Below are 20764 nucleotides of genomic sequence, written 5' to 3' on the forward strand. Positions count from 1 at the left end.
CTACTACATATGATCCAGGTAATACTTCGCGCCGATCCCGCCGTTTACAGTGAGCGCATGGCCCATCCCGGACGTGTCCGCCCCGACGCCTGTCCGGGTGTCTTCGCCACGCACGACGCCGCCGACGGCGCGCTCGCCCGGATCCGGCTGCCCGGCGGACGAGTGCGCGCCGACCAGGCCGAGGTGCTGGCCTCGTGCGCGGAGGAGCTCGGCGACGGTTCGGTGCACCTGACCTCGCGCGGCAACATCCAGCTGCGTGGCCTGTCGCGGGACACCGGCGAGCTGGCCGCCCGGCTGACGTCGGCCGGCCTGCTGCCCGCGCCCGCGCACGAGCGGGTGCGCAACTACCTGGCCTCGCCGCTGAGCGGGCTCACCGGCGGGCTGGTCGACGTGCGGGACACGGTGTTCGAGCTGGACCGGGCGGTGTGCGCGCGGCCCGAGCTGGCCGCCCTGCCAGGCCGGTTCCTGTTCGCGCTCGACGACGGCCGCGGCGACGTGTCGGGCGAGGACGCGGACGTGTGCTGGCGAGCGCTGGACTCCGCGACCGGCGCGGTGTTGCTCGCCGGGCGGGACACCGGCGAGCGGGTGCCGTTCGCCGGGGCGGTCGACGCGCTCGTGCGGAAGGCGTTGTGGTTCCTGGAGGTCCGGGGCAGCGCGTGGCGGGTGCGGGAGCTGGACCTGCGTCTCGGCGAGCGTCTGCCCACGTCACCCGGAGTGCCGATCGGGCCGTTCACCCGCGACGACGGGCGCACCGGTGTCGTCGGCGCGCCGGTGCTGGGGCAGCTCGCCGCCGCGGATCTGCGGGCGCTGGGGGAGGTCGTGGTGACGCCGTGGCGCTCGGTCGTCGTGCCGCTCGGTCTGGACGCGCCGGGACTGGTGACCGATCCGGCCGCGCCGGGGCTGGGGATCAGCGCGTGCATCGGACGGCCGGGCTGCGCGAAGTCGCGCGCCGACGTGCGGGCGGACGCGCGAGCCATGATGCCCCGCGTCCCCGCCGGGGTGCGGATGCACTTCTCCGGATGCGAACGGCGGTGCGGGCGACCGCACGAGCCGCACGTCGACATGCTCGCGGGCAGCGAGGAATACCAGAAGGGAACAGCGTGATCGACTACATCCGCGACGGGGCGGAGATCTACCGCCACTCGTTCGCCACGATCCGCGAGGAGGCCGACCTCGCGATCCTGCCGGAGGACCTGGAGCCGGTCGCGGTCCGCATGATCCACTCGTGCGGGATGGTCGACCTCGTCGACGACCTGGCCTACTCGCTCGACCTCGTCGAGTCGGCCCGTGCCGCGCTGCGCGCCGGCGCGCCGGTGCTGTGCGACGCGCAGATGATCGCCAGCGGCGTGACCCGCAAGCGGTTGCCCGCAGCCAACGAGATCCTCTGCACGCTGTCCGACGAGCGCGTGCCCGCGCTGGCCGAGCGGATGGGCACCACCCGTTCGGCGGCCGCGCTGGAGCTGTGGCGGGACAAGCTCGCGGGCTCGGTGGTGGCGATCGGCAACGCGCCGACAGCGTTGTTCCGCCTGCTGGAGATGATCGAGGAGGGCGCCGGGGTGCCCGCCGCGATCATCGGGGTGCCGGTCGGGTTCGTCGGCGCCGCCGAGTCGAAGGAAGAGCTGGTCAAGCGCGCGCCCGCGCCCTACCTGGTGGTGCACGGGCGGCGCGGCGGCAGCGCCATGGCGGTGTCGGCGGTCAACGCGCTCGCGAGCGAGGTCGAATGAAGACGGGCAAGCTGTGGGGTGTCGGACTCGGCCCGGGCGACCCGGAGCTGATGACGGTCAAGGCCGCGCGGCTGATCAGCGAGGCCGACGTGATCGCCTACCACTGCGCGCGGCACGGCCGCAGCATCGCGCGGTCGGTGGCCGAGCCGTACCTGCGGGAGGGCCAGGTCGAGGAACGGCTGATGTACCCGGTGACGACCGAGGGCACCGACCACCCCGGCGGGTACGAGGGCGCGATCGCCGAGTTCTACGAGCTGAGCGCGAAGCGGCTGGCCGAGCACCTGGACGCCGGGCGCGACGTGGTGGTGCTGTGCGAGGGCGACCCGTTCTTCTTCGGCTCCTACATGTACATGCACGAGCGGCTGTGCGACCGGTACGAGGCCGAGGCGGTGCCCGGGGTGACGTCCGTTTCAGCGGCGTCGGCGGTGCTCGGCAAGCCGCTGGTGCAGCGCGACGAGGTGCTCACGATCCTGCCGGGGACGCTGCCCGCGCCGGAACTCGCGCGGCGGCTGGCCGACACGCAGGCCGCGGCGGTGATGAAGCTGGGCCGCACGTTCGGCTCGGTGCGGGAGGCGCTGGCCGAGTCGGGACGGCTGGACGAGGCGTACTACGTCGAGCGGGCCACGTGGCCCAACCAGCGGGTCGAGCCGTTCGCTGACGTGGACCCCTCGACGGTGCCGTACTTCTCGCTGGCGCTGGTGCCGAGCCCGGCTTACGCGTCGCGGAAGGAGCCGGCTGCTGAGGCTGCGGAGGTTGCCGCTGAGGGCGGCGAGGTCATGGTGGTCGGGCTGGGGCCGGCCGGGCCGGAGTGGCTGACGCCGGAGGCCTCGTCGGCGTTGGCCGAGGCCGAGCACATCGTCGGGTACGGGCCGTACGTGGCGAAGGTGCCGCAGCGGGCGGGGCAGGTGCGGCACGCGTCCGGGAACCGGGTCGAGGCCGACCGGGCCCGGCATGCGCTCTCGCTGGCCGCGTCCGGTGCTCGGGTGGCGGTGGTGTCCTCGGGTGATCCTGGGGTGTTCGCGATGGCTTCCGCGGTGCTGGAGCAGGCGGCTTCGTTGGAAGAGCCGGTGCGGGTGCGGGTGATTCCTGGCGTGACGGCTGCTTCCGCTGCGGCGGCCCGGGTCGGGGCGCCGTTGGGGCATGACTACTGCGTTTTGTCGTTGTCGGATCGGTTGAAGCCTTGGGATGTCATCGAGCGGCGGCTTGATGCGGCTGGGGCGGCGGATCTTGTGGTGGCTCTGTACAACCCGGCTTCGCGGACGCGGACTGAGCAGTTGGTGCGGGCTCGGGATGTGTTGCTGCGGCATCGGGCTGTGGAGACGCCTGTTGTTGTGGCGCGGGATGTTGGGGGTCCTGAGGAGTCGGTGACTGTTACCTCGCTGGGGGAGTTTGATCCTTCGGTGGTTGATATGCGGTGTTTGGTGATTGTCGGGTCGTCGCGGACGCGCGTGACGCATGGGCAGGTGTGGACGCCGCGGTCTTATTGATTGCGTAGCCGCTACGCGCGTATCTGAAAAGCGCCGGCTTCGCTTCGCTACGCCCGGATTTGGCCCGCCGCCCCGTTTTTCATTGTTTCTACGCCCGAGCAGGGGTTGTCAAGGCTGGAAAGAGTACCTTGACAACCCCTGGTCGGGCGCAGAACTGGGCTGTGGATCGGGGTGCGGGGGAGGGGTGGGCGGTGTGTGTGGTCGGTTTTGTTGCCGGGTGGCGGTTGTGTTGGTGGTGATAGAGAAAGCCCCCGCCTTGTGTCTGGCGGGGGCTTCTCTTTAGCGGGTTGGGGTTGAGCCGTTTGGTTGTTGGGGGCCGGGCCCTGGGCTTTGCCAGCCCCACATCGTTTCGGTTCCGTGTTCCACCTGGGGTGCCACGCCGTCGGTGTACGGCTCGATCTGCAGCAGGCGTCCCCACGAGCGGCCGGACTGGTCGCCCTCCAGGTAGCTCGGCACCTCGGGCTGGTCGGCCAGCTCCTCGATCCACCCGTTCGGCCCGCCGCCGATGTTGTCCGCCACCCCGGCCTCCGCGGCCAGATCACCCGCGGTGATGCGGTACGCCGGGATCTGCGAGATGCCGTCGTGCGAGGCGACCGGGTTCATGCACGGGTACACGAACGCCGCGGGCCAGTCCATGTAGACCGGCGCGCTGCCCACCCGCTGCGTGAGAGTGGTGAACGTCGGCACGCGCGGGGCGCTCACCGCGACCCAGCCGTCGCCCGTGATGTCGTCGTCCTTGGCCACCACGCGCACCCGGTTGACGTCCGCGGGCAGATCACCGATGTCGAGCCGCTCGTCGGCCCACTTCGTCTCGTCCGCCGACGCCCCGGTGCCGACGTTCTCCGCCAGCACGGTCGTCGACCGGACCACCTCGACGCCCGCCGGCGTCTCCCGGCCGAACTCCAGCGCCACGCTCGTCGCCTTGCCCGGGGGCGCCGCGGCGGCGATCGTCACCTGCGCGCCCGCGTGCTGGTCCGGCAGCGCGTACCAGTCGGTGCGCAGCCGGCCCGTCGCGGAGCCCTCGTGGTAGCTGCTCCACATCGGCACGGTCGCCGTGGTGAAACCGTGCGGCGGCGAGTTCAGCGGGTCCTCGTCGCCGTTGCCGTCGGTGTGGAAACCCGCCGACGACTTCTCGTTGCCCTCGTCCTCGGGCCGCGGCAGCGTCGAGTTCTCCTGCGCCGTGGTCTCCGGCACGGTCACCGCCGACACCGGTTTGAGCATGCTCGACACCGGGTCCTGCTCGACCATCACGTGATCGGACAGGTTGCAGCTCTTGCCGAACAAGTGGTCCACGTTCGCCGCGGCCAGGCTGTAACTGCCCGTCGACATCTGCTTCTGGATGCCCTTCGCCATGCTGGCGACCTCGAACACCACGACCGCGCCGCACACCACGACCAGCGACGTCGCGCCCAGCCGCAGCGCCCGGCCACGCCGCTCCTGCACCGGCGGCGGCGCACCCGGCCGCTGCATGCGCACGTTCTCCACGAACGCGAACACCGCCGCCACCGCCGCGGCCAGCAGCAGCGCCGTGGACAGGTGGTAGCCCTTGATCGACGGCGCCTTGTCCCACCACGGCACACCGAGGCTGGACACGAACCAGTACGCGTTCGGGCCCGTCGCGGCCAGCGCGGACACCACCAGCAACCCGGCGGTGAACGCCGCCCGGTTGCGCCGCGACCGCAGCACCGTCGAACTCGTCGCCAGCGCGGTCAGCGCCGCCATCGCAGCCCCCACACCGGCGAACGCGCCGAAGTGGTGCGTCCACTTGGTCGGGGTCAGCGCCAGCAGCAGGAAGAACAGCGCCACGGTGCCGATCAGGCGGCGGGCCGGACCCAGCGCCGCACCCTGGATGCGGCCGCGGCGCAGCAGCACCACAAGGCAGGTGCCGGTGCACAGGATCAGCAGCAGCACCGGGAACCGGCGGGTCAGCGCGCCGTCCGCGCTGCTCTCGAACAGCAGCTCGTACCGCGACAGCTCCTCGTACCACGACTTGTTCGGGCCGACCGAGCCACGCAGGCGGGTCGCCTCCATCACCGTCGAGAACGTCTGGTCGGCGAAGACCACGATCAGCACGATGAACCCGGCCGCCGCGATCGGCGCCAGCACCGCGGCCCAGCCCGAATCGCGGGCCCGGCTGCGCAGCAGGTGGAACAACGGCTTCGCGGCCACCAGGAACGGCGCCACCGCGATCAACGCGGTCGGCGTCGCGGCCAGCGCGAACGCGGCCCCGATCAGGCCGAGGCACAGCGGCAGCAGACGCCGCGTGACCAGCGAGCGCTCCACGGCGCACAGCGCGATCAGCGAGCCCAGCGCCGCCCACGGCTCGGGACGCACACCGTTGTTGAACGGCAGCCACCACACCAGGAACACCACGGCCGCGGCCCAGCCCGCCGCCGGGCTGATCCGGACCTCCTTGCCCAGCCGCGGCAGCACCTCACGGCTGATCAGCAGCCAGCTCAGCACGCCGAGCAGGAACGACGGCAACCGGATCCACGGCGGCACCGTGGACACCGTCGCCATCAGCTCGTAGATGTGGTCGTTCCACCCGAACGGCGCCTCCGCGACGCCGAACCACCGGTGGTAGTTGGTCAGGTAACCCACCTGGTCGGCGACTCTGGCCATGGTCAGGATGTAGCCGTCGTCCGAGGTCACCGGCCCGATGAACACCCACGCGCCGAGCACGCCGAAGACGGTCACGTCCCGCTTGGTGAGCTTCCACCAGCCGATCGGCGCCCACCGCGGCGCGCGCCGCGCGGTGCCCGAGTCCAGCCGGTTGACCGCGATCAGGCAGCCGATCAGCGACAGCACGCCGAACACGCCGATGCCGACCTTCAACCCGGTGGGGGACGACTGGTAGCGGGTGTCCGGGGTGATGCCGACCGACAGGCCGGCGATCGGGTCCCGCGCCGACGAGATGTCGGTGTAGATGCCCAGCACGCGTGGCCGGACGTCGCCCGTCGAGTCGTAGACCGGGGTGCCCGCCACCGACAGGGTGGTGTGCGTCGCGGTCGAGCTGACCCGCACGTCGCACCCCGCGGCCGGCAGCGGCTGGCGCGCGACCTGCTGGCCGCGGCTGGTCGCGGTGAGCACGCCGTCCTGGACGTTGAGCTGCAGGCCGGCGCCGTTGCCCGCGCGGGCGGGCGGCACGGTCGAGAACAGCAGCCCCGCGCCCGCGGTGCGCGCGTCGAGCGACTGGATCGTCGCGCACGGCACACCGACCTGCAGGTCCTGCGCCCAGTAGCCGACGAGCGGGGCGTTCACCGGGCGCGTGTCGCTGCCGGCCGGCCACACGATCTTCGCCGTGTCCTGGACGACCGGCAGCAACGGGAAGGCGACCGCGCAACCCGCGGCGAACAGGCCCAGTACGACGGCGAGGAGCCGCCACAAGAACGTGCGAGGTCGCTCCGGGGAGGTGCGTGCCGAAGTGCCCGGCTGGTCCGGGTCGGTCACCTCATCCGGTGCGACAGTAGGTGTCCTGCTGGCCATCCACATTGGCAGAACGCTATCGCGATGCTTCCTCGCGCTCGCTTCGGGATGGGGGTGTGCCGAACCGCTCACGGTGCGTCGCGGCCGACAACGGCCGCCGCTCGCGCCACCCGTGGCGCTCCAGGTCCGGAATGTCCTGGAGCCGGGTCACCGGGCCGAGGCAGAGCCACGCCACCGGCCGCACCCCGGCCGGGATCCCGAGCAGGTCGCGCAGGAAATCCTCGCGGTAGAAGCTCACCCAGCCGACGCCGAGGCCCTCCGCGGTGGCCGCCAGCCAGAGGTTCTGGATGGCCAGGCACACCGAATACAGGCCGGCGTCGGCGATCGCGTGGCGGCCGAGCACGTCCGGCGCGCCGCGGCTCTCGTCGTAGGTCACGACGATACCGAGCGAGGACGACAGGATGCCCTCGATCTTGATCGGCGCGAAGGTCTCCCGGCGCTCCGGCGGCAGCGACGCGGCGAACACCTCGCGCTCGGCGAGCACGTGGTCGCGGAACGCGGTGCGCGTCCGGGTGCTCTCGACGAGCACGAAATCCCACGGCTGGGTGAGTCCGACGCTGGGCGCGGAGTGCGCGGCCTCGAGCACGCGGGTCAGCACCTCGTCGTCGATGGGCTCGCCGGTGAACTCCGCGCGCACGTCCCGCCGTCGCCGCAGGACCTCGTAGAACTCCTCGATCATGCGTCCAGGATCGCCGACACCCAGCGCAGGGCGGCGTCCACGTCCGCGACGGTGTGCGCGGGCGGGCGCGGCGGGCGCCGCACGACGACCACCGGCACGCCCTCCTGACGGGCCGCGACGAGCTTCGCGGTGGTCATGTCGCCGCCGCTGTCCTTGGTGACCAGCACGTCGATGCGGTGCTCACGCAGCAGCGCGGTCTCGCCTTCGACGGTGTACGGGCCGCGGTCGAGGAGGATCTCCAGGCGCGGCGGCAGCGGCGGCTCCGGCGGGTCGACGCAGCGGGCCAGGAAGTGCGGTCGCGTGCAGCGCGCGAAGGCGGACAGTCCCTGGCGGCCGCTGGTGAGGAAGATCCGGTCGCCGAGGCGTTCCACCAGGTCGGCGGCCTCGCCGAGGGTGTCCACCCAGTGCCAGTCGTCGCCGGGGCCCTGCTGCCAGCCGGGGCGCTGCAGGCGCAGCAGAGGGACGTCCGCCCGATGCGCGGCCTCGACGGCGGAGGCGCCGATGCGTTCGGCGAACGGATGTGTGGCGTCCACCACGGCGGCGGTGCCGTGCTCGGTCAGCCAGCGCGCGAGGCCGTCCGGCCCGCCGAAGCCGCCGACGCGCACCTCGCCGACCGGCAGACGCGGGTTGGCGACCCGCCCGGCCAGCGACGACGTGACCGCGACGCCGCGTCGCACGAGCCCGGCGGCCAGCGCGCGGGCCTCACCGGTGCCTCCGAGCACGAGTACTTCCGTCACGCCAGCCATACTGCCTGGTGATGAGGTACGGGTGGACCACCGGAGCGTGTGCGACCGCGGCCACCACGGCCGCGTACACCGCGCTGCTCACCGGCGAGTTCCCCGACCCGGTCGAGGTGGAGCTGCCGCAGGGGCGGCGCCCGGCGTTCGCGCTGGCCACCGAGCGGTTGGACGCGGACTCGGCCACCGCCGGGGTGATCAAGGACGCCGGTGACGACCCGGACGTGACGCACGGCGCGCTGATCCTGTCCACCGTCCGGCGCGGCGAGCCGGGCAGCGGCGTGACGTTCCGCGCGGGCATCGGGGTGGGGACGGTGACCCTGCCCGGGCTGCCGTTGCCGGTCGGCGAGCCGGCGATCAACCCGGTGCCGCGGCGGCTGATGACCGAGGCGGTGCGGCGGGTCGCGGCCGCGTTCGGCGATGCCGGGGATGTCGTGGTCGAGATCTCCGTGCCCGAGGGCGAGGAGCTGGCGCGGCAGACGTGGAACCCGCGGCTCGGCATCCTCGGCGGGCTGTCGATCCTCGGCACGACCGGCGTGGTGGTGCCGTACTCGTGCTCGGCGTGGATCGACAGCATCCGGCGCGGGGTCGACGTCGCGCGGGCGCTGGGGCACGAACACGTCGCCGGCGCGACGGGCAGCACGTCGGAGCGGGCGGTCGCCGCGCGGTACGGGCTGCCGGAGACGGCGTTGCTCGACATGGGGGACTTCGCGGGCGCGGTGCTCAAGTACGTGAAGCGCCATCCCGTGCCGCGGCTGACGATCGCGGGCGGGTTCGCGAAGATGTCGAAGCTCGCGGCCGGGCACCTGGACCTGCACTCGAAGCGGTCGCAAGTGGACCTCGCGCTGCTGGCCTCGCTGGCGCCCAAGCCGCTGGCCGCGCGGATTCTCGAGGCGAACACGGCGCTGCACGCGCTGCAGCTGTCGCAGGAGGCGGGCTTCCCGATCGGCGAGGCGGTCGCGGACCGGGCGCGGGCGTTCGCGGCGTCGGTGCTGGCCCCGGCGCCGGTCGCGGTGGACGTGCTGGTGATCGACCGGGCGGGGAACGTGGTCGGGGTCAGCGGGGCCTGAGCTTTTCCGACCGGTCCCGCGCCGCCGAGTACAGGTAGCTGTCCGGGAACTTCTCCGCCCCCAGGACGCGGCCCACGAAGATCACCGCCGCGCGGTCGATTCCCGCGGCGCGCACCTCCTGCGCGATCCGCGACAAAATCCCGCGCAGGATCCGCTGCCCCGGCTGGCTCGCGCAGTGCACCACGGCCACCGGGCAGTCCGCGCCGTAGTGCGGCAGCAGCTCCTCGACCACCTGCTCGATCCGGTTGATCGCCAGGTGCACGGCCAGCGTCGTGCCGGTCGCGGCGAAGTTCGCCAGCGTCTCGCCCTCCGGCATGGCCGTCGAGCGGGCCTGGACGCGCGTGATGACCAGGCTCTGCCCGATCGTCGGCACCGTCAGTTCGCGCCCCAGCTCCGCGGCCGCCGCGGCGAACGCGGGCACGCCGGGCACCACCTGGTACGGCACGCCGGCCGCGTCGAGGCGGCGCATCTGCTCGGCCACCGCGCTGTAGATCGACGGGTCGCCCGAGCACAGCCGCGCCACGTCGTGGCCCGCGCGGTCCGCCGCGACCAGCTCGCCGACGATCTGGTCCAGCGACAGGTCCGCCGTGTCGATCCGGCGCGCGTCCGCGGGGCAGTGGGCGAGCAGGTCGGGCGGCGTCAGGCTGCCCGGGTACAGGCAGACCCCGCAGCGCGCCAGCAGGTCGCGGCCGCGCACGGTGATCAGGTCCGCCGCGCCAGGGCCGGCGCCGATGAAGAACACGGTCATTTCACGAAACTCCATTGCGTCACGGTCCGGGCCGGGGTCCAGCCGGCGAATCCGCCGAGCGGCGCGGCGTGCTCGACGGCGATCCGGGTCAGCTCGCCGCCGTGTCGCTGGTATGCCGTCGCCAGCGCCTGTTCCGAGTCGAGCGTCACCGCGTGGGCGACGAGCCGTCCGCCGGGCCGCAGCGCGTCCAGGCAGACGTCCAGCGACGCCAGACCGCCGCCGACGAACACCGCGTCGGGCGTGGGCAGGTCGGCCAGGACCTCGGGCGCCGCACCCGTCACGACCCGCAGCTCTGGCACCCCCAGCCGGTCCGCGTTGCGCTGGATCCGCGCGGCCCGTTCCGCACTGCGCTCGACGGCGATCGCGCGGTTCGCCGGATGTGCCCGCGACCACTCGATCCCGACGCTGCCGGCGCCCGCGCCGACGTCCCACAGCAGCTCGCCGGGCACCGGCGCGAGCCGGGCCAGCGCGCTCGCCCGCAGGTCCCGCTTGGTGATCTGCCCGTCGTGTTCGAAGGCGTCGTCCGGCAGCCCGGGCAGGGCCGGCAACGCCGGGCCTGAGCACTCGACAGCGACGACGTTCAACGGGTCGCCCGCCGGGTGTGACCAGTCTCGCGCGAAACCTTCGACGCGGCGCTCGGCCGGACCGCCGAGCTGCTCCAGCACCGTGAGTTTGCTCTCGCCGAAACCCCTTGCCACCAGCACCTCGGCGAGTTCCGCGGGCGTGCCGCCGTCGGAGCTGAGCACCACCAGCCGCGCCCCCGGTGCGAGCGCGCGGCTCACCCGGTGCACGCTGCGGCCGACGACGCTGACCACCTCGGTCTCCTCCGCGGACCAGCCCATCCTGGCCCGCGCGAGCGCGACCGACGACACCGCGGGCACGATCCGCACGTGCTCCGCGCCGAACCGCCTGACCAGCGTCGTCCCGATGCCGGACAGCAGCGGATCCCCGCTGGCCAGCACGCCGATCCGGCGTCCGGCGTGCTCGGCGAACAGGCCGTCCAGCGCGGGCAGCAGCGGGCTCGGCCACGCCACTTTCGGCACGTCGAGCGGCACCAGGTCGAGCTGGCGGCGGCCGCCGAACAGCACCTCGGCCGCCGCGATCTCGGCGCGCGCGGGCTCGGTCAGCCCGGCCCACCCGTCGGCCGGGACACCCACAACGACGATCCTCACGGGGCTGACCGTATGCGATGATCCTGGGGACGGTCGCCGCAGGAACCCGGTGCGATTCCGGGGCGGTCCCGCCACTGTGACCGGCCCGCGGGCCGGGAGCCAGAGCTTCGGCGGCCGTTACGTGCCCGGCACGTGCCCTGTTCAGGCGGGCGAGGACACCCGCGCGTGGCGAAGGAGTTCGCTTGAGGCCGTATCCGTTCACCGCCGTCGTCGGGATGCCGGACCTCCGGCTCGGACTGGTGCTCTCGGCGATCTCCCCGGCCATCGGCGGCGTGCTGGTGCGCGGCGAGAAGGGCACCGCGAAGTCCACGATGGTGCGCGCGCTGGCCGGCCTGCTGCCCGAGGTCGACGTCGTCGAGGGCTGCCGGTTCTCCTGCGACCCCGCCGCGCCCGACCCGAACTGCCCCGACGCGCCCCACGGCACGCGCGCGGTCCGCCGCCCGGCGCGGCTGGTCGAGCTGCCGGTCGGCGCGGCCGAGGACCGCGTGATCGGGTCGCTCAACCTGGAACGCGCGCTGACCGAAGGCGTCACCGACTTCCAGCCCGGCCTGCTCGCCGCCGCGCACCGCGGCCTGCTCTACGTCGACGAGGTCAACCTGCTGCACGACCACCTGGTCGACACGCTGCTCGACGCGGCGGCGATGGGCCGCGCGACCGTCGAGCGCGAGGGCGTGTCGGTGTCGCACGCGGCGCGGTTCGTGTTGATCGGCACCATGAACCCGGAGGAAGGCGAGCTGCGGCCGCAGCTCCTCGACCGGTTCGGGCTGACCGTCGAGGTGGCCGCGAGCCGCGATCCGGAGCAGCGCGCCGAGGTGATCCGCCGTCGGCTGGCTTACGAGGCGGACCCGGACGCGTTCGCCGCGCGGTTCGAGGACACCGACGCCCAGCTCGCGGCCGAGATCGCGGCGGCGCAGAAGCTCCTGCCGTCGGTCGAGCTGAGCGACGAGGCGTTGCGGCAGATCGCCGAGGTGTGCGCGGCGTTCGAGGTCGACGGGATGCGCGCGGACATCGTCACCGCCCGCACCGCGGTCGCCCACGCGGCGTGGAGCGGGCGCACCGATGTGTCCACAGAGGACATCCGCGTCGCGGCGCGGCTCGCGTTGCCGCACCGGCGCCGCCGCAACCCGTTCGACGCGCCCGGGATCGACGAGGAGCAGCTGGAACAGGCGCTGCGCGACGCCGAGCCGCCGGAGGACCCCGGTCCGCCGGACGACGACGGCCCCGGCTCGGGTTCCGACGCCCCGGCCGAAACCCCGCAGGGGCAGCAGAACGACAGCGGCGGGGAACCCGGCGGCGGTGGGAGCGAGCAGCAGTCCGTCGGCGCCGGAAAGCCGTACCGGGCCAGGATGTTCAGCGTCGCCGGTCTCGGGGAGGGGGCGCACGGCAAGCGGTCCCGCGCGGTGACCGACGCCGGGCGGACCATCGGCGTCCGGCCGCCCGGCACGCGCGCGGGGCGGCCGCACCTGGTCGCGACCGTGCGGGCAGCCGCGCCGCACCAGCGCTCCCGCGGTCGCGAGGGCGCCGGCCTGGTGCTCCGGCCGAGCGACCTGCGGTTCGCACTGCGTGAGGGCCGCGAGGGCAACCTCGTGCTGTTCTGCGTCGACGCGTCCGGCTCGATGGGGGCCCGGTCCCGGATGCGGGAGGTCAAGGCCGCCGTCCTGTCGCTGCTGCTGGACGCCTACCAGCGGCGGGACAAGGTCGGGCTGGTGACGTTCCGGGCGGGCGCCGCCGAGCTGGCGCTGCCGCCGACGATCAGTGTCGAGGCCGCCGCCGCGCGCCTGGAGGGCTTGCCGACCGGCGGGCGGACGCCGCTCGCGGAAGGACTGCTGGAGGCCGCGCGCGTGCTGCGGGTCGAGGCGGTGCGGGACCCGCGCCGTCGTCCGCTGCTGGTCGTGGTCACCGACGGCCGGGCCACCAGCGGCGCGGACGCGGTCGCGCGCTCGCAGCAGGCCGCGGACATGCTGGCCGGTGCGGGCGTCGCGTCCGTGGTGATGGACTGCGAGACCGGGCGCATGCGGCTGGGGCTCGCGGCGGAACTGGCCGCGCGGCTGGGCGGCGAGCACGTGCCGCTGGGCGAGGTCGCCGCCGACACGCTGGCCACCGAGGTACGCAGGAGGGCTGCCTGATGCCGCAGGGGAAACCGCTGGTCGTGCCGGACGACGGCCTCACCACGCGCCAGCGCCGCAACCGGCCGCTGCTCGCCGTGCACACCGGTGAGATGAAGGGCAAGTCCACCGCCGCGTTCGGGATGGCGCTGCGGGCGTGGAACCAAGGCTGGTCGATCGGCGTGTTCCAGTTCGTCAAGTCGGCGAAGTGGAAGGTGGGCGAGGAGAACGCCTTCCGCGCGCTGGGCGCCCTGCACGAAAGCGGCGGCCAGGGCGGGCCGGTCGAATGGCACAAGATGGGCGAGGGCTGGAGCTGGTCGCGCAAGCAGGGGTCGGACGAGGACCACGCCGCCAACGCGCGGGAGGGCTGGGCGGAGATCAAGCGCCGCCTCGCCGAGGAGCGCCACGACTTCTACGTGCTCGACGAGTTCACCTACCCGCTGCACTGGGGCTGGATCGACACCGCCGAGGTGGTCGCCGCTCTGCGCGACCGGCCGGGCCGGCAGCACGTGGTGATCACCGGCCGCAACGCGCCCGAGGAGCTGATCGAGGCCGCCGACCTGGTGACGCACATGACGAAGGTCAAGCACCCGATGGACGCCGGGCAAAAGGGCCAGCGGGGCATCGAATGGTGAATCGCGTCGTCATCGCCGCGCCCGCGTCCGGGCACGGCAAGACGACGATCGCGACCGGGCTGATGGCCGCGTTGCGGGCGCGCGGGCTGGCGGTGTCCGGGCACAAGGTCGGGCCGGATTTCATCGACCCCGGCTACCACTCGCTGGCGACCGGACGACCGCCGCGCAACCTGGATCCGTTCCTGCAGGGCGAAGATCTGTTGGCGCCGTTGCTTCGGCACGGTTCCGCGGGCGCGGACATCGCGGTGATCGAAGGCGTGATGGGCCTGTTCGACGGGCAGCTCGGCACCGAGGGCTACGCGTCGACCGCGCACGTCGCGCGGCTGCTGGGCGCGCCGGTGGTGCTCGTGGTGGACGCGTCGGCGGCGAGCCGCAGCGTCGCGGCGATGGTGCTCGGGTTCGCGCGCTACGAGCCGGGCGTCGAGATCGCGGGCGTCATCCTCAACAAGCTGGGGTCGCCCCGGCACGAGGAGGAGATCCGCGCGGCGCTGGTGCGCACCGGGATCCCCGTGCTGGGCGCGTTGCGGCGCAGCGACGACATCCACGCGCCGAGCCGTCACCTCGGGCTGGTGCCCGCCGCCGAACGGGACGCCGAGTCCCGGGAACTGCTGCCGAAGCTGGCCGCGTGGGTGGCCGATGGCGTCGACCTGGAAGCGATCGTGCGGGTGGCGCGGACGGCCGGTCCGCTCAGCGCGCCGGCGTGGGAGCCGACCGGGTCGTATTCGGGACCGCGCCGGGTGGTCGCGGCGGCCGCGGGGCCGGCGTTCACGTTCCGCTACACCGAGACGGTGGAGTTGCTCGCGGCGTCCGGTGTGGACGTGGTGGACCTGGATCCGTTGCACGACAAGGCGCTTCCCGAGGGGTGTGCCGGGTTGTACTTCGGGGGCGGGTTCCCGGAGGTGCACGTCGAGGACCTGTCGGCGAACGCGCCGTTGCGCGAGGAGCTGGCCGCGGCGATCCGGAGTGGGATGCCGGTGGTGGCGGAGTGCGCTGGGTTGCTGTACCTGTGCGGGGAGCTGGACGGGCTGCCGATGGTGGGAGCGCTGGACGCGTCGGCGGAGATGACCAAGCGGGGCGCGCTCGGGTACCGGACGGCTTCCGCCGCGCAGGACCACCTGCTGGCTCGCGCCGGGGAGCGGGTGACCGGGCACGAGTTCCACCGGACCGTGGTGACGCCGCGGGCGGGCGCGGTGCCGGCGTGGGAGTGGGATGGCGTCGCCGAGGGTTTCGCCTCGCCCACGCTGCATGCGTCCTACCTGCACGTCCACTGGGCCGGGCACCCCGCGCTGGCGCACCGGTTCGCGGCGGCGGTGCACGCGCGTGGCTGACTACGACCTGCACCACCACGGGGATCGCGAGGTCGGGGACGGCCTGGTGGACCTGGCGGTGAACGTCCGGCTGCCGTCGCCGCCGCCGTGGCTGCGCGCGGAGCTGGCCGCGGCGCTGGAAGACCTGGCCGCTTATCCCGATCCGGGCGCGGCTGCCGAGGCGGTCGCCGCGCGGCACGGCCGTGAGGTGTCGGACGTGCTGGTGACGGCGGGCGCGGCGGAGGCGTTCACGTTGCTGGCCAACGCCTTGCGGCCGCGGCATGCGGTGGTGGTGCACCCGCAGTTCACCGAGCCGGAGGCGGCGCTGCGCGCGGCGGGCCACGAGGTCGACCGGGTCGTGTTGTCCGCTTCGGACGGTTTCAGGCTGGGACCGGTGCCCGCGGACGCGGACCTGGTGTTCGTCGGCAATCCCACGAACCCGACTTCCGTGTTGCACCCGGCGTCCGCGTTGCGTGCGCTCGTGCGACCTGGCCGGGTGCTGGTGGTGGACGAGGCCTTTTTGGACGCGGTGCCCGGCGAGCCGGAAAGCCTGGCGGGGGAACGGATTCCGGGTGTGGTGGTGATCCGCAGCCTGACGAAGACGTGGGGCATCGCGGGCCTGCGCGCGGGCTATCTGCTGGCCGAACCGTCGCTTGTGGACATGCTGCGGGCCGTGCAGCCGCCGTGGTCGGTGTCGACGCTCGCCGCGCGGGCGGTGGTCGCCTGCATGCGGCCGTCGGCGCTGGACGAGGCGGACAAGCTGGCCGTGCGGGCGGAGCAGGACCGGGAGCACCTGATCGCCGGGCTGCGCTCGCTGGGCGTCGAGGTGGCCGGTGAGCCGCGCGGTCCGTTCGTGCTGGTGCGGATCCCCGGCGCGGCGGACCTGCGGCTGCGCCTGCGGGCGGCGGGATACGCCGTCCGCCGCGGCGACACGTTCCCCGGCCTGGACGGCGACTGGCTGCGGATCGCGGTCCGGGAGCCCGCGGTGACCGACTCCTTCCTGGACGCGCTACGACGCCTGCGCTGACTCCGGGATGCCCAGCAGCGCGAGGAAAGCGGCCGCCGCGGGCGTCGGGCCGGAGCGGCTCCACGCGACGTACTCGACGCGGGCCGGCGCGTCCGTGACCTCGATGGTGACCACCCCCGTCAGCTGGGGCACGTAGGCGGACGGGAGCATCGCCACGCCGAGACCCTGCCGGACCATCCGCGCCAGCAGCGCGGCGTTGGTCACCTCGAAGGCGACGTCCCGGTCCAGGCCCGCCGCGGCGAACGCCTGGTCGCTCTGCACCCGGCCGGCCGTCGCCGCGGGCAGGTCCACGAACGTCTCGCCGGCGAGCCGCTTCAGGTCGACCGCCGGTTCGCCGGCGAGGGGGTGGTCCGGCGCGACGATCGCGACGTGGGTGTCCCTGGCGAGTTCGCGCGCGTGCACGCCCTCGGGTCGCGTGGTCGTGGGCAGCCCCAGGAACGCCACGTCGACCGCGCCCCGCACGACCCGCTCGGTGAGTTCCTCGCTCGGGCTCACCCGCAGGCTGACCCGCACGTTGGGGTGGCGCTGGTGGAACTCCCGCAGTGCGGCCGGGATGTCGACCGCGGCGACGGTGGAGATCGACCCGACGGCGAGGCGCCCGCGGACCTCGCCGACCGCCGCGGCGACCTCGGCGGCCGCACGCTCGGCCGCGTGCAGGCACTCCCGGGCGGCGGGCAGGAACGCGGCGCCCGCCGGGGTCAGCCGGACCCGCCGGCTGGTGCGCTCGAAGAGCCGGGCGCCCAGTTCCCGTTCCAGGCGCGCGATCTGCTGGCTCAATGCGGACTGGACGACCAGGCAGCGCTGCGCGGCCCGGGTGAAGCTGTTGGTCTCCGCCACGGCGACGACGTAACGCATCTGCTGGAGCTCCATGGATCAATCATGACGAGTGATCGATGGAATGACAAAGATGCGTTGGACTCATCGATCGCGGGGCGGGAGGCTTTGTGGCATGGTCATCCAAGAAGTGCGCCCGCTCTCGCCCGTGAGAGCGTGGTCGGGGGTCGCGGCGATCACCGCGAGCCTGTTCGTCTTCCTCACCACCGAGTTGATGCCGGTCGGTCTGCTCACCCCGCTCAGCACGAGCCTCGGCGTCACCGTGGGCGTCGCCGGGCTGATGGTCACCCTGCAAGGTGTTTCGGCCGGTCTCGGCGTGCCGTTCATCGTCGCGTGGACCCGGCGGGTCGACCGGCGCATCCTGCTGTCCGCGCTGCTGGCTGTGCTGGCGCTGGGGAACCTGGTGACGTCGGTGTCGCCGAGCTACCCGCTGATCCTGGCGACGCGCCTGGTGATGGGGTTCGCCAGCGGCGTGTTCTGGGCCATCGGGGTGAGCATGGCGATGCGCATCGTGCCGGAACGCCACGCGAGCCGGGCGGCCGCGGTCGTGATGTCCGGCATCTCGATCGCCACGGTCGCCGGGATCCCGCTGGGGACCGTCGTGGAGAGCCTCACCGACTGGCGCACGACGTTCCTCATCTGGGCCGGGCTGAGCGTGCTGGTGTTCCTCGCGGTCGCCATCGTCGTGCCGTCGCTGCCGTCGGCCAACGCGGTGCCCGTCCGGGAGGTGTTCGCGCTCCCGGTCCGGAACCTCCCGCTGCGCCGGGTGTTGTGCACCGTCGTCCTGTTCGTGCTCGGCCACTTCGGGGCGTACACGTTCGTCCGGCCCTACCTGGAGGAGAACGCCTCCGCGCCGCCGGTGTTCATCACCGTCGTGCTGATGGTCTTCGGCGCGGCGGGGGCGGTCGGGAACTTCGCCGCCGGGTACACGGTGAACCGGAGCCTGCGGGGCAGTTTCCTCGTCGGCTGCGCGGGACTGGTGGTGTCCATGTTGCTGCTGCTCACGATCGGCAGCGGGCCGGCGGGCGCGGTGGTCGCGATGGTCCTCTGGGGACTGTCGTTCGGCGCCGTGCAGCTGTGCCAGGTGAACATGACGCTCGCGGCCGCGCCGGAGACGTTCGAGGCCGCGATGTCGCTGAACACCATGGCCTACAACACGTCCATCGCGCTCGGCGCGCTGTTCGGCGGGCTGTTCGCCGACCACCTGGGCGTCACGAGCGTCGTCTGGTTCGGCGTGGCGCTGACGGCGGCCTCGCTGCTCCTCACGCTACGGCGCCAGCGCTAGCCAGGCTGCGGCGGCCGCGATCTCCACGCACGCGCCGAGCACGTCCCCGGTGATGCCGCCCAGCCGGGTGGTGCAGCGCCACAACACGAGCCCGGCCGCGGCGACGGCGGCCGCCACCGCGACGGGGCCGCGCCACCACTCCAGCCCGGGCGCCAGGGTGGCGAAACCGGCGGCGGCACACAGGGTCGCCACCGTCCACGGCAGACGGATGCTGCCCGCGACGGTGGCGCCGAGGCCGTCGGGCCGGGCGGACGGCACCCCGCGGGTGCAGCACAGCGCCAGCACCCAGCGGCTCATCAGCGTGCCGGCGGTGGCGGCGGTGACCCCGTGCCCGGCGGAAATCGCGCCGCTGAGCGCTCCACACTGGACGATCAGCACGAGGACGAGCGTGGCGACCCCGGTGGGACCCGAATCGCCGCGGCGCATGATCTCCAGGGCGCGCTCGCGGTCGAAGGACGCGCCGAGGCCGTCCGCGGTGTCGGCGAGGCCGTCCAGGTGCAACCCCCGGCTGGCCAGGCCCACCGCGCCGACCGTGAGCCCCGCCACGGCGATCGCGGGCAGCCCGAGCGCGTCCCCCGCGAGGACGACGAGCCCGGCCAAAACGGCGAGCGGCACCGCGGCGAGCGGCGCCAGCAGCATCGCCCCGCCCGCGACGCGCCGGTCGATGGTGCGCGGCGCGGGGACGGGGAGGGCGGTCAGGGTGCCGAGCGCCATCCGCAGCGCATCGCCGATCACGGCCGGCCTCCCGCGAGCCGCCGGCGCGTGATCCGGCGGTGCCGGGCGCGCCTGCATCCGGCACGGTCGCGAAGCTCAGGCAAGGTCGGCCAGCAGACCCATGTCCGCGATGATCGCCCGAGCGGCGCGCAGGGTGGGGATCGCCTGGACCGCTCCGCTGCCCTCGCCGAGACGCAGGCCCAGGTCGACGATGGGCGTCAGCCCGAGCGCCTTCAGCGCGACCGCCTGCGACGGCTCCGTCGACCGGTGCCCGGCCAGCCACCACCGCACCGCCTCCGGCGCGATCTCCGCGGCCACTACGGCCGCGGCGGCGGAGAACACCCCGTCCAGCAGCACCGGCACCCCGCGGACGGCGCCCTGCACCAGGAAACCGGCCGTCGCGGCGGCGCACGCGCTGCCCAGCGCCGTGAGCAGCTCGAACGGGTCCGACACCCGCTCCCCGGCCCGCTCCACCGCGGCCCGCACCACCGCGACCTTCCGCGCGCGCCCAGCCTCGTCGACACCCGTCCCGGTGCCGACGACCTCTTCGGCGGGTACCCCGAGCGCCGCGGCGACCAGGGCCGCCGCCACCGCGGTGTTGCCGATCCCCATGTCACCGGGGATGAGCAGGTCCGCGCCGTCGTCCACCTCGGCGTCGGCGACCCGGCGGCCGACCTCGAAGGCCCGCGCCGCCTCGCCTGTTTCCAGCGCGTCCTCGGCCTCGATCGACCCGGAACCACGCCGGACCTTCCACGCCCGCACTTCCGCGGGCACGTCGGACAGGTCGTCGTCGACGGCGATGTCCAGCACCCGGACCCCCGCGCCGACCTCGCGGGCCAGCACGTTGACCCCGCTCTTGCCCGCCAGGAACACCCGCACCATCGCCGCGGTCACCTCACGCGGGTACGCCGACAGCCGGCTCACCCCGTGGTCCCCGGCGAACACGACCACCCGCGGCCGCTCGATCGGCGGCGGCGGGACCTGCCCGGACGCGGCGCACAGCCACGCGGCGAGCTCCTCCAGCCGCCCCAGCGCGCCGACGGGTTTGACCAGCGCGTCCAGCCGTTCCAGTGCGGCGGCGTGCGCGGCCGCGTCCGGTGCGGGAATGTCGAAGCTGGTCACAGCCGAGCCCTTTCGTCGAGGTGCAGGACGCGCCCCGCCACCACCAGCTGGACGCTGTCCGCCTGGGCCGCGACGCGGTCGTTGAGCGCACCCAGCACATCACGGAACAGCCGTCCGGAGGCTGTCGCGGGCACCACACCCATGCCGACCTCGTTGGTCACCGCCACGATCGGCACGTGCGCGATCCGCCACGCCTCGAGGAACTCCTCCATCCGCTCGTCCAGCCGCAGTTCCCAGCCGTTCTTCGCGTCCCACGCGCCGACGTCGCCGAGCACCCGCGTGACCCAGGTGCCGAGACAGTCGATCAGCAGCGGCCGCGACGCCTTCCGGACCGTCGTGGCGAGGTCGCCGGTTTCGACCGTGCGCCAGTTCGCCGGTCTGCGGGCCTGGTGCAGCGCGATCCGCGCCGCCCATTCGGGGTCGTCGCCGGCAGGCACCGGGCCGGGCGCGACGTAGACGACTTCGGGATGGCGGGCCATCAGACGCTCGGCGTGGCGCGACTTGCCCGAGCGGACCCCGCCCAGGACCAGCACCTTCGCCTCGTCGTCCCCGTACCGGCGGAGCAGCCGGGCGGCGGCCTCCAATGAGGCGGCCAGCCGCTGGGTCAGCTTGGTCATACCCGGCATTGTCGT

The 20764-nt window shown here is 73.6% G+C and carries 18 protein-coding genes and 1 riboswitch; of the genes, 9 read left to right on the forward strand and 9 right to left on the reverse strand.

Features of this window, described 5'->3' with window-relative positions; genetic code table 11:
• Window positions 1-57 precede the first annotated feature (57 nt).
• The 3 genes from AMYTH_RS0136880 to AMYTH_RS0136890 are packed head-to-tail and all read left to right on the forward strand — an operon-like array spanning window position 58 to window position 3211.
• The gene (locus AMYTH_RS0136880; protein WP_027934425.1) at window positions 58-1104 is read left to right on the forward strand and encodes a nitrite/sulfite reductase; all 1047 of its coding nucleotides are present in this window, start codon (window positions 58-60) and stop codon (window positions 1102-1104) included.
• Window positions 1101-1724: a precorrin-8X methylmutase gene (locus AMYTH_RS0136885; protein ID WP_020421898.1), complete on the forward strand. Its 624-nt coding sequence runs from the start codon at window positions 1101-1103 to the stop codon at window positions 1722-1724. The genes AMYTH_RS0136880 and AMYTH_RS0136885 overlap by 4 nt, the downstream gene beginning before the upstream one ends.
• Window positions 1721-3211, forward strand: coding sequence for a precorrin-2 C(20)-methyltransferase (locus tag AMYTH_RS0136890; RefSeq protein ID WP_027934426.1), 1491 nt, complete (start codon window positions 1721-1723; stop codon window positions 3209-3211). Before AMYTH_RS0136885 ends, AMYTH_RS0136890 begins: the two co-directional genes overlap by 4 nt.
• 279 nt (window positions 3212-3490) lie before the next feature.
• On the opposite strand, the gene AMYTH_RS0136895 is transcribed toward AMYTH_RS0136890, so the two are convergent.
• Genes AMYTH_RS0136895 through AMYTH_RS0136905 form a run of 3 tightly spaced genes read right to left on the reverse strand, consistent with a single transcriptional unit; the run spans window position 3491 to window position 8122 of the window.
• Window positions 3491-6661 carry an arabinosyltransferase domain-containing protein gene (locus AMYTH_RS0136895; protein WP_037322962.1) on the reverse strand — a complete coding sequence of 1057 codons (3171 nt, stop codon included), beginning with the start codon at window positions 6659-6661 and terminating at the stop codon, window positions 3491-3493.
• A gap of 52 nt (window positions 6662-6713) precedes the next feature.
• Window positions 6714-7376, reverse strand: a complete 663-nt coding sequence (bluB, locus tag AMYTH_RS0136900; protein WP_027934428.1) for a 5,6-dimethylbenzimidazole synthase — start codon at window positions 7374-7376, stop codon at window positions 6714-6716.
• Window positions 7373-8122, reverse strand: coding sequence for a cobalt-precorrin-6A reductase (locus tag AMYTH_RS0136905; protein WP_027934429.1), 750 nt, complete (start codon window positions 8120-8122; stop codon window positions 7373-7375). The genes bluB and AMYTH_RS0136905 overlap by 4 nt, the downstream gene beginning before the upstream one ends.
• Window positions 8123-8133: 11 nt before the next feature.
• On the opposite strand from AMYTH_RS0136905, the gene AMYTH_RS0136910 reads away from it, so the two are divergent.
• Window positions 8134-9183: a cobalt-precorrin-5B (C(1))-methyltransferase gene (locus AMYTH_RS0136910; RefSeq protein WP_027934430.1), complete on the forward strand. Its 1050-nt coding sequence runs from the start codon at window positions 8134-8136 to the stop codon at window positions 9181-9183.
• On the opposite strand, the gene cobM is transcribed toward AMYTH_RS0136910, so the two are convergent.
• Together cobM and AMYTH_RS0136920 are read right to left on the reverse strand one after the other, a co-directional pair.
• Complete coding sequence (gene cobM, locus AMYTH_RS0136915; protein ID WP_027934431.1) at window positions 9170-9931, reverse strand: precorrin-4 C(11)-methyltransferase; 762 nt, start codon at window positions 9929-9931, stop codon at window positions 9170-9172. The genes AMYTH_RS0136910 and cobM overlap by 14 nt on opposite strands.
• Complete coding sequence (locus AMYTH_RS0136920) at window positions 9928-11088, reverse strand: bifunctional cobalt-precorrin-7 (C(5))-methyltransferase/cobalt-precorrin-6B (C(15))-methyltransferase (protein ID WP_027934432.1); 1161 nt, start codon at window positions 11086-11088, stop codon at window positions 9928-9930. The genes cobM and AMYTH_RS0136920 overlap by 4 nt, the downstream gene beginning before the upstream one ends.
• Window positions 11089-11226, forward strand: a riboswitch (cobalamin riboswitch).
• A 59-nt stretch (window positions 11227-11285) separates the two neighbouring features.
• On the opposite strand from AMYTH_RS0136920, the gene AMYTH_RS0136925 reads away from it, so the two are divergent.
• From AMYTH_RS0136925 to cobC, 4 genes are read left to right on the forward strand one after another with little or no spacing between them, the layout of a single operon-like run.
• Entirely contained in the window at window positions 11286-13229 is a 1944-nt protein-coding gene (locus tag AMYTH_RS0136925; RefSeq protein ID WP_027934433.1) for a putative cobaltochelatase, read from the forward strand.
• On the forward strand, window positions 13229-13843 hold the full coding sequence (gene cobO / locus AMYTH_RS0136930) for a cob(I)yrinic acid a,c-diamide adenosyltransferase (RefSeq protein WP_027934434.1): 615 nt from the start codon (window positions 13229-13231) through the stop codon (window positions 13841-13843). The genes AMYTH_RS0136925 and cobO overlap by 1 nt, the downstream gene beginning before the upstream one ends.
• The gene (locus tag AMYTH_RS0136935) at window positions 13837-15171 is read left to right on the forward strand and encodes a cobyrinate a,c-diamide synthase (RefSeq protein ID WP_027934435.1); all 1335 of its coding nucleotides are present in this window, start codon (window positions 13837-13839) and stop codon (window positions 15169-15171) included. The genes cobO and AMYTH_RS0136935 overlap by 7 nt, the downstream gene beginning before the upstream one ends.
• Window positions 15164-16177 (forward strand): Rv2231c family pyridoxal phosphate-dependent protein CobC, encoded by a 1014-nt coding sequence (gene cobC, locus AMYTH_RS0136940; RefSeq protein WP_027934436.1) that lies wholly within the window; start codon window positions 15164-15166, stop codon window positions 16175-16177. Before AMYTH_RS0136935 ends, cobC begins: the two co-directional genes overlap by 8 nt.
• Here cobC and AMYTH_RS0136945 read toward each other — a convergent pair.
• Window positions 16160-17047 (reverse strand): LysR family transcriptional regulator, encoded by an 888-nt coding sequence (locus tag AMYTH_RS0136945; RefSeq protein ID WP_027934437.1) that lies wholly within the window; start codon window positions 17045-17047, stop codon window positions 16160-16162. The genes cobC and AMYTH_RS0136945 overlap by 18 nt on opposite strands.
• A gap of 112 nt (window positions 17048-17159) precedes the next feature.
• Here AMYTH_RS0136945 and AMYTH_RS0136950 point away from each other — a divergent pair, with 112 nt between their 5' ends.
• The gene (locus AMYTH_RS0136950) at window positions 17160-18296 is read left to right on the forward strand and encodes an MFS transporter (RefSeq protein ID WP_228685119.1); all 1137 of its coding nucleotides are present in this window, start codon (window positions 17160-17162) and stop codon (window positions 18294-18296) included.
• Here the strand turns inward: AMYTH_RS0136950 and AMYTH_RS0136955 are convergent.
• From AMYTH_RS0136955 to cobU, 3 genes are all read right to left on the reverse strand, one after another.
• A complete protein-coding gene (locus AMYTH_RS0136955) occupies window positions 18279-19031 on the reverse strand; it encodes an adenosylcobinamide-GDP ribazoletransferase (RefSeq protein WP_027934439.1) in 753 nt (250 codons plus the stop codon). The two genes, AMYTH_RS0136950 and AMYTH_RS0136955, sit on opposite strands and share 18 nt — an antisense overlap.
• Window positions 19032-19106: 75 nt before the next feature.
• Entirely contained in the window at window positions 19107-20132 is a 1026-nt protein-coding gene (cobT, locus tag AMYTH_RS0136960; RefSeq protein ID WP_027934440.1) for a nicotinate-nucleotide--dimethylbenzimidazole phosphoribosyltransferase, read from the reverse strand.
• Complete coding sequence (gene cobU, locus AMYTH_RS0136965; protein ID WP_027934441.1) at window positions 20129-20749, reverse strand: bifunctional adenosylcobinamide kinase/adenosylcobinamide-phosphate guanylyltransferase; 621 nt, start codon at window positions 20747-20749, stop codon at window positions 20129-20131. The genes cobT and cobU overlap by 4 nt, the downstream gene beginning before the upstream one ends.
• Window positions 20750-20764 lie beyond the last annotated feature (15 nt).

The sequence above is a fragment of the Amycolatopsis thermoflava N1165 genome (genome assembly GCF_000473265.1).
Classification (GTDB): Bacteria; Actinomycetota; Actinomycetes; order Mycobacteriales; family Pseudonocardiaceae; genus Amycolatopsis_E; species Amycolatopsis_E thermoflava.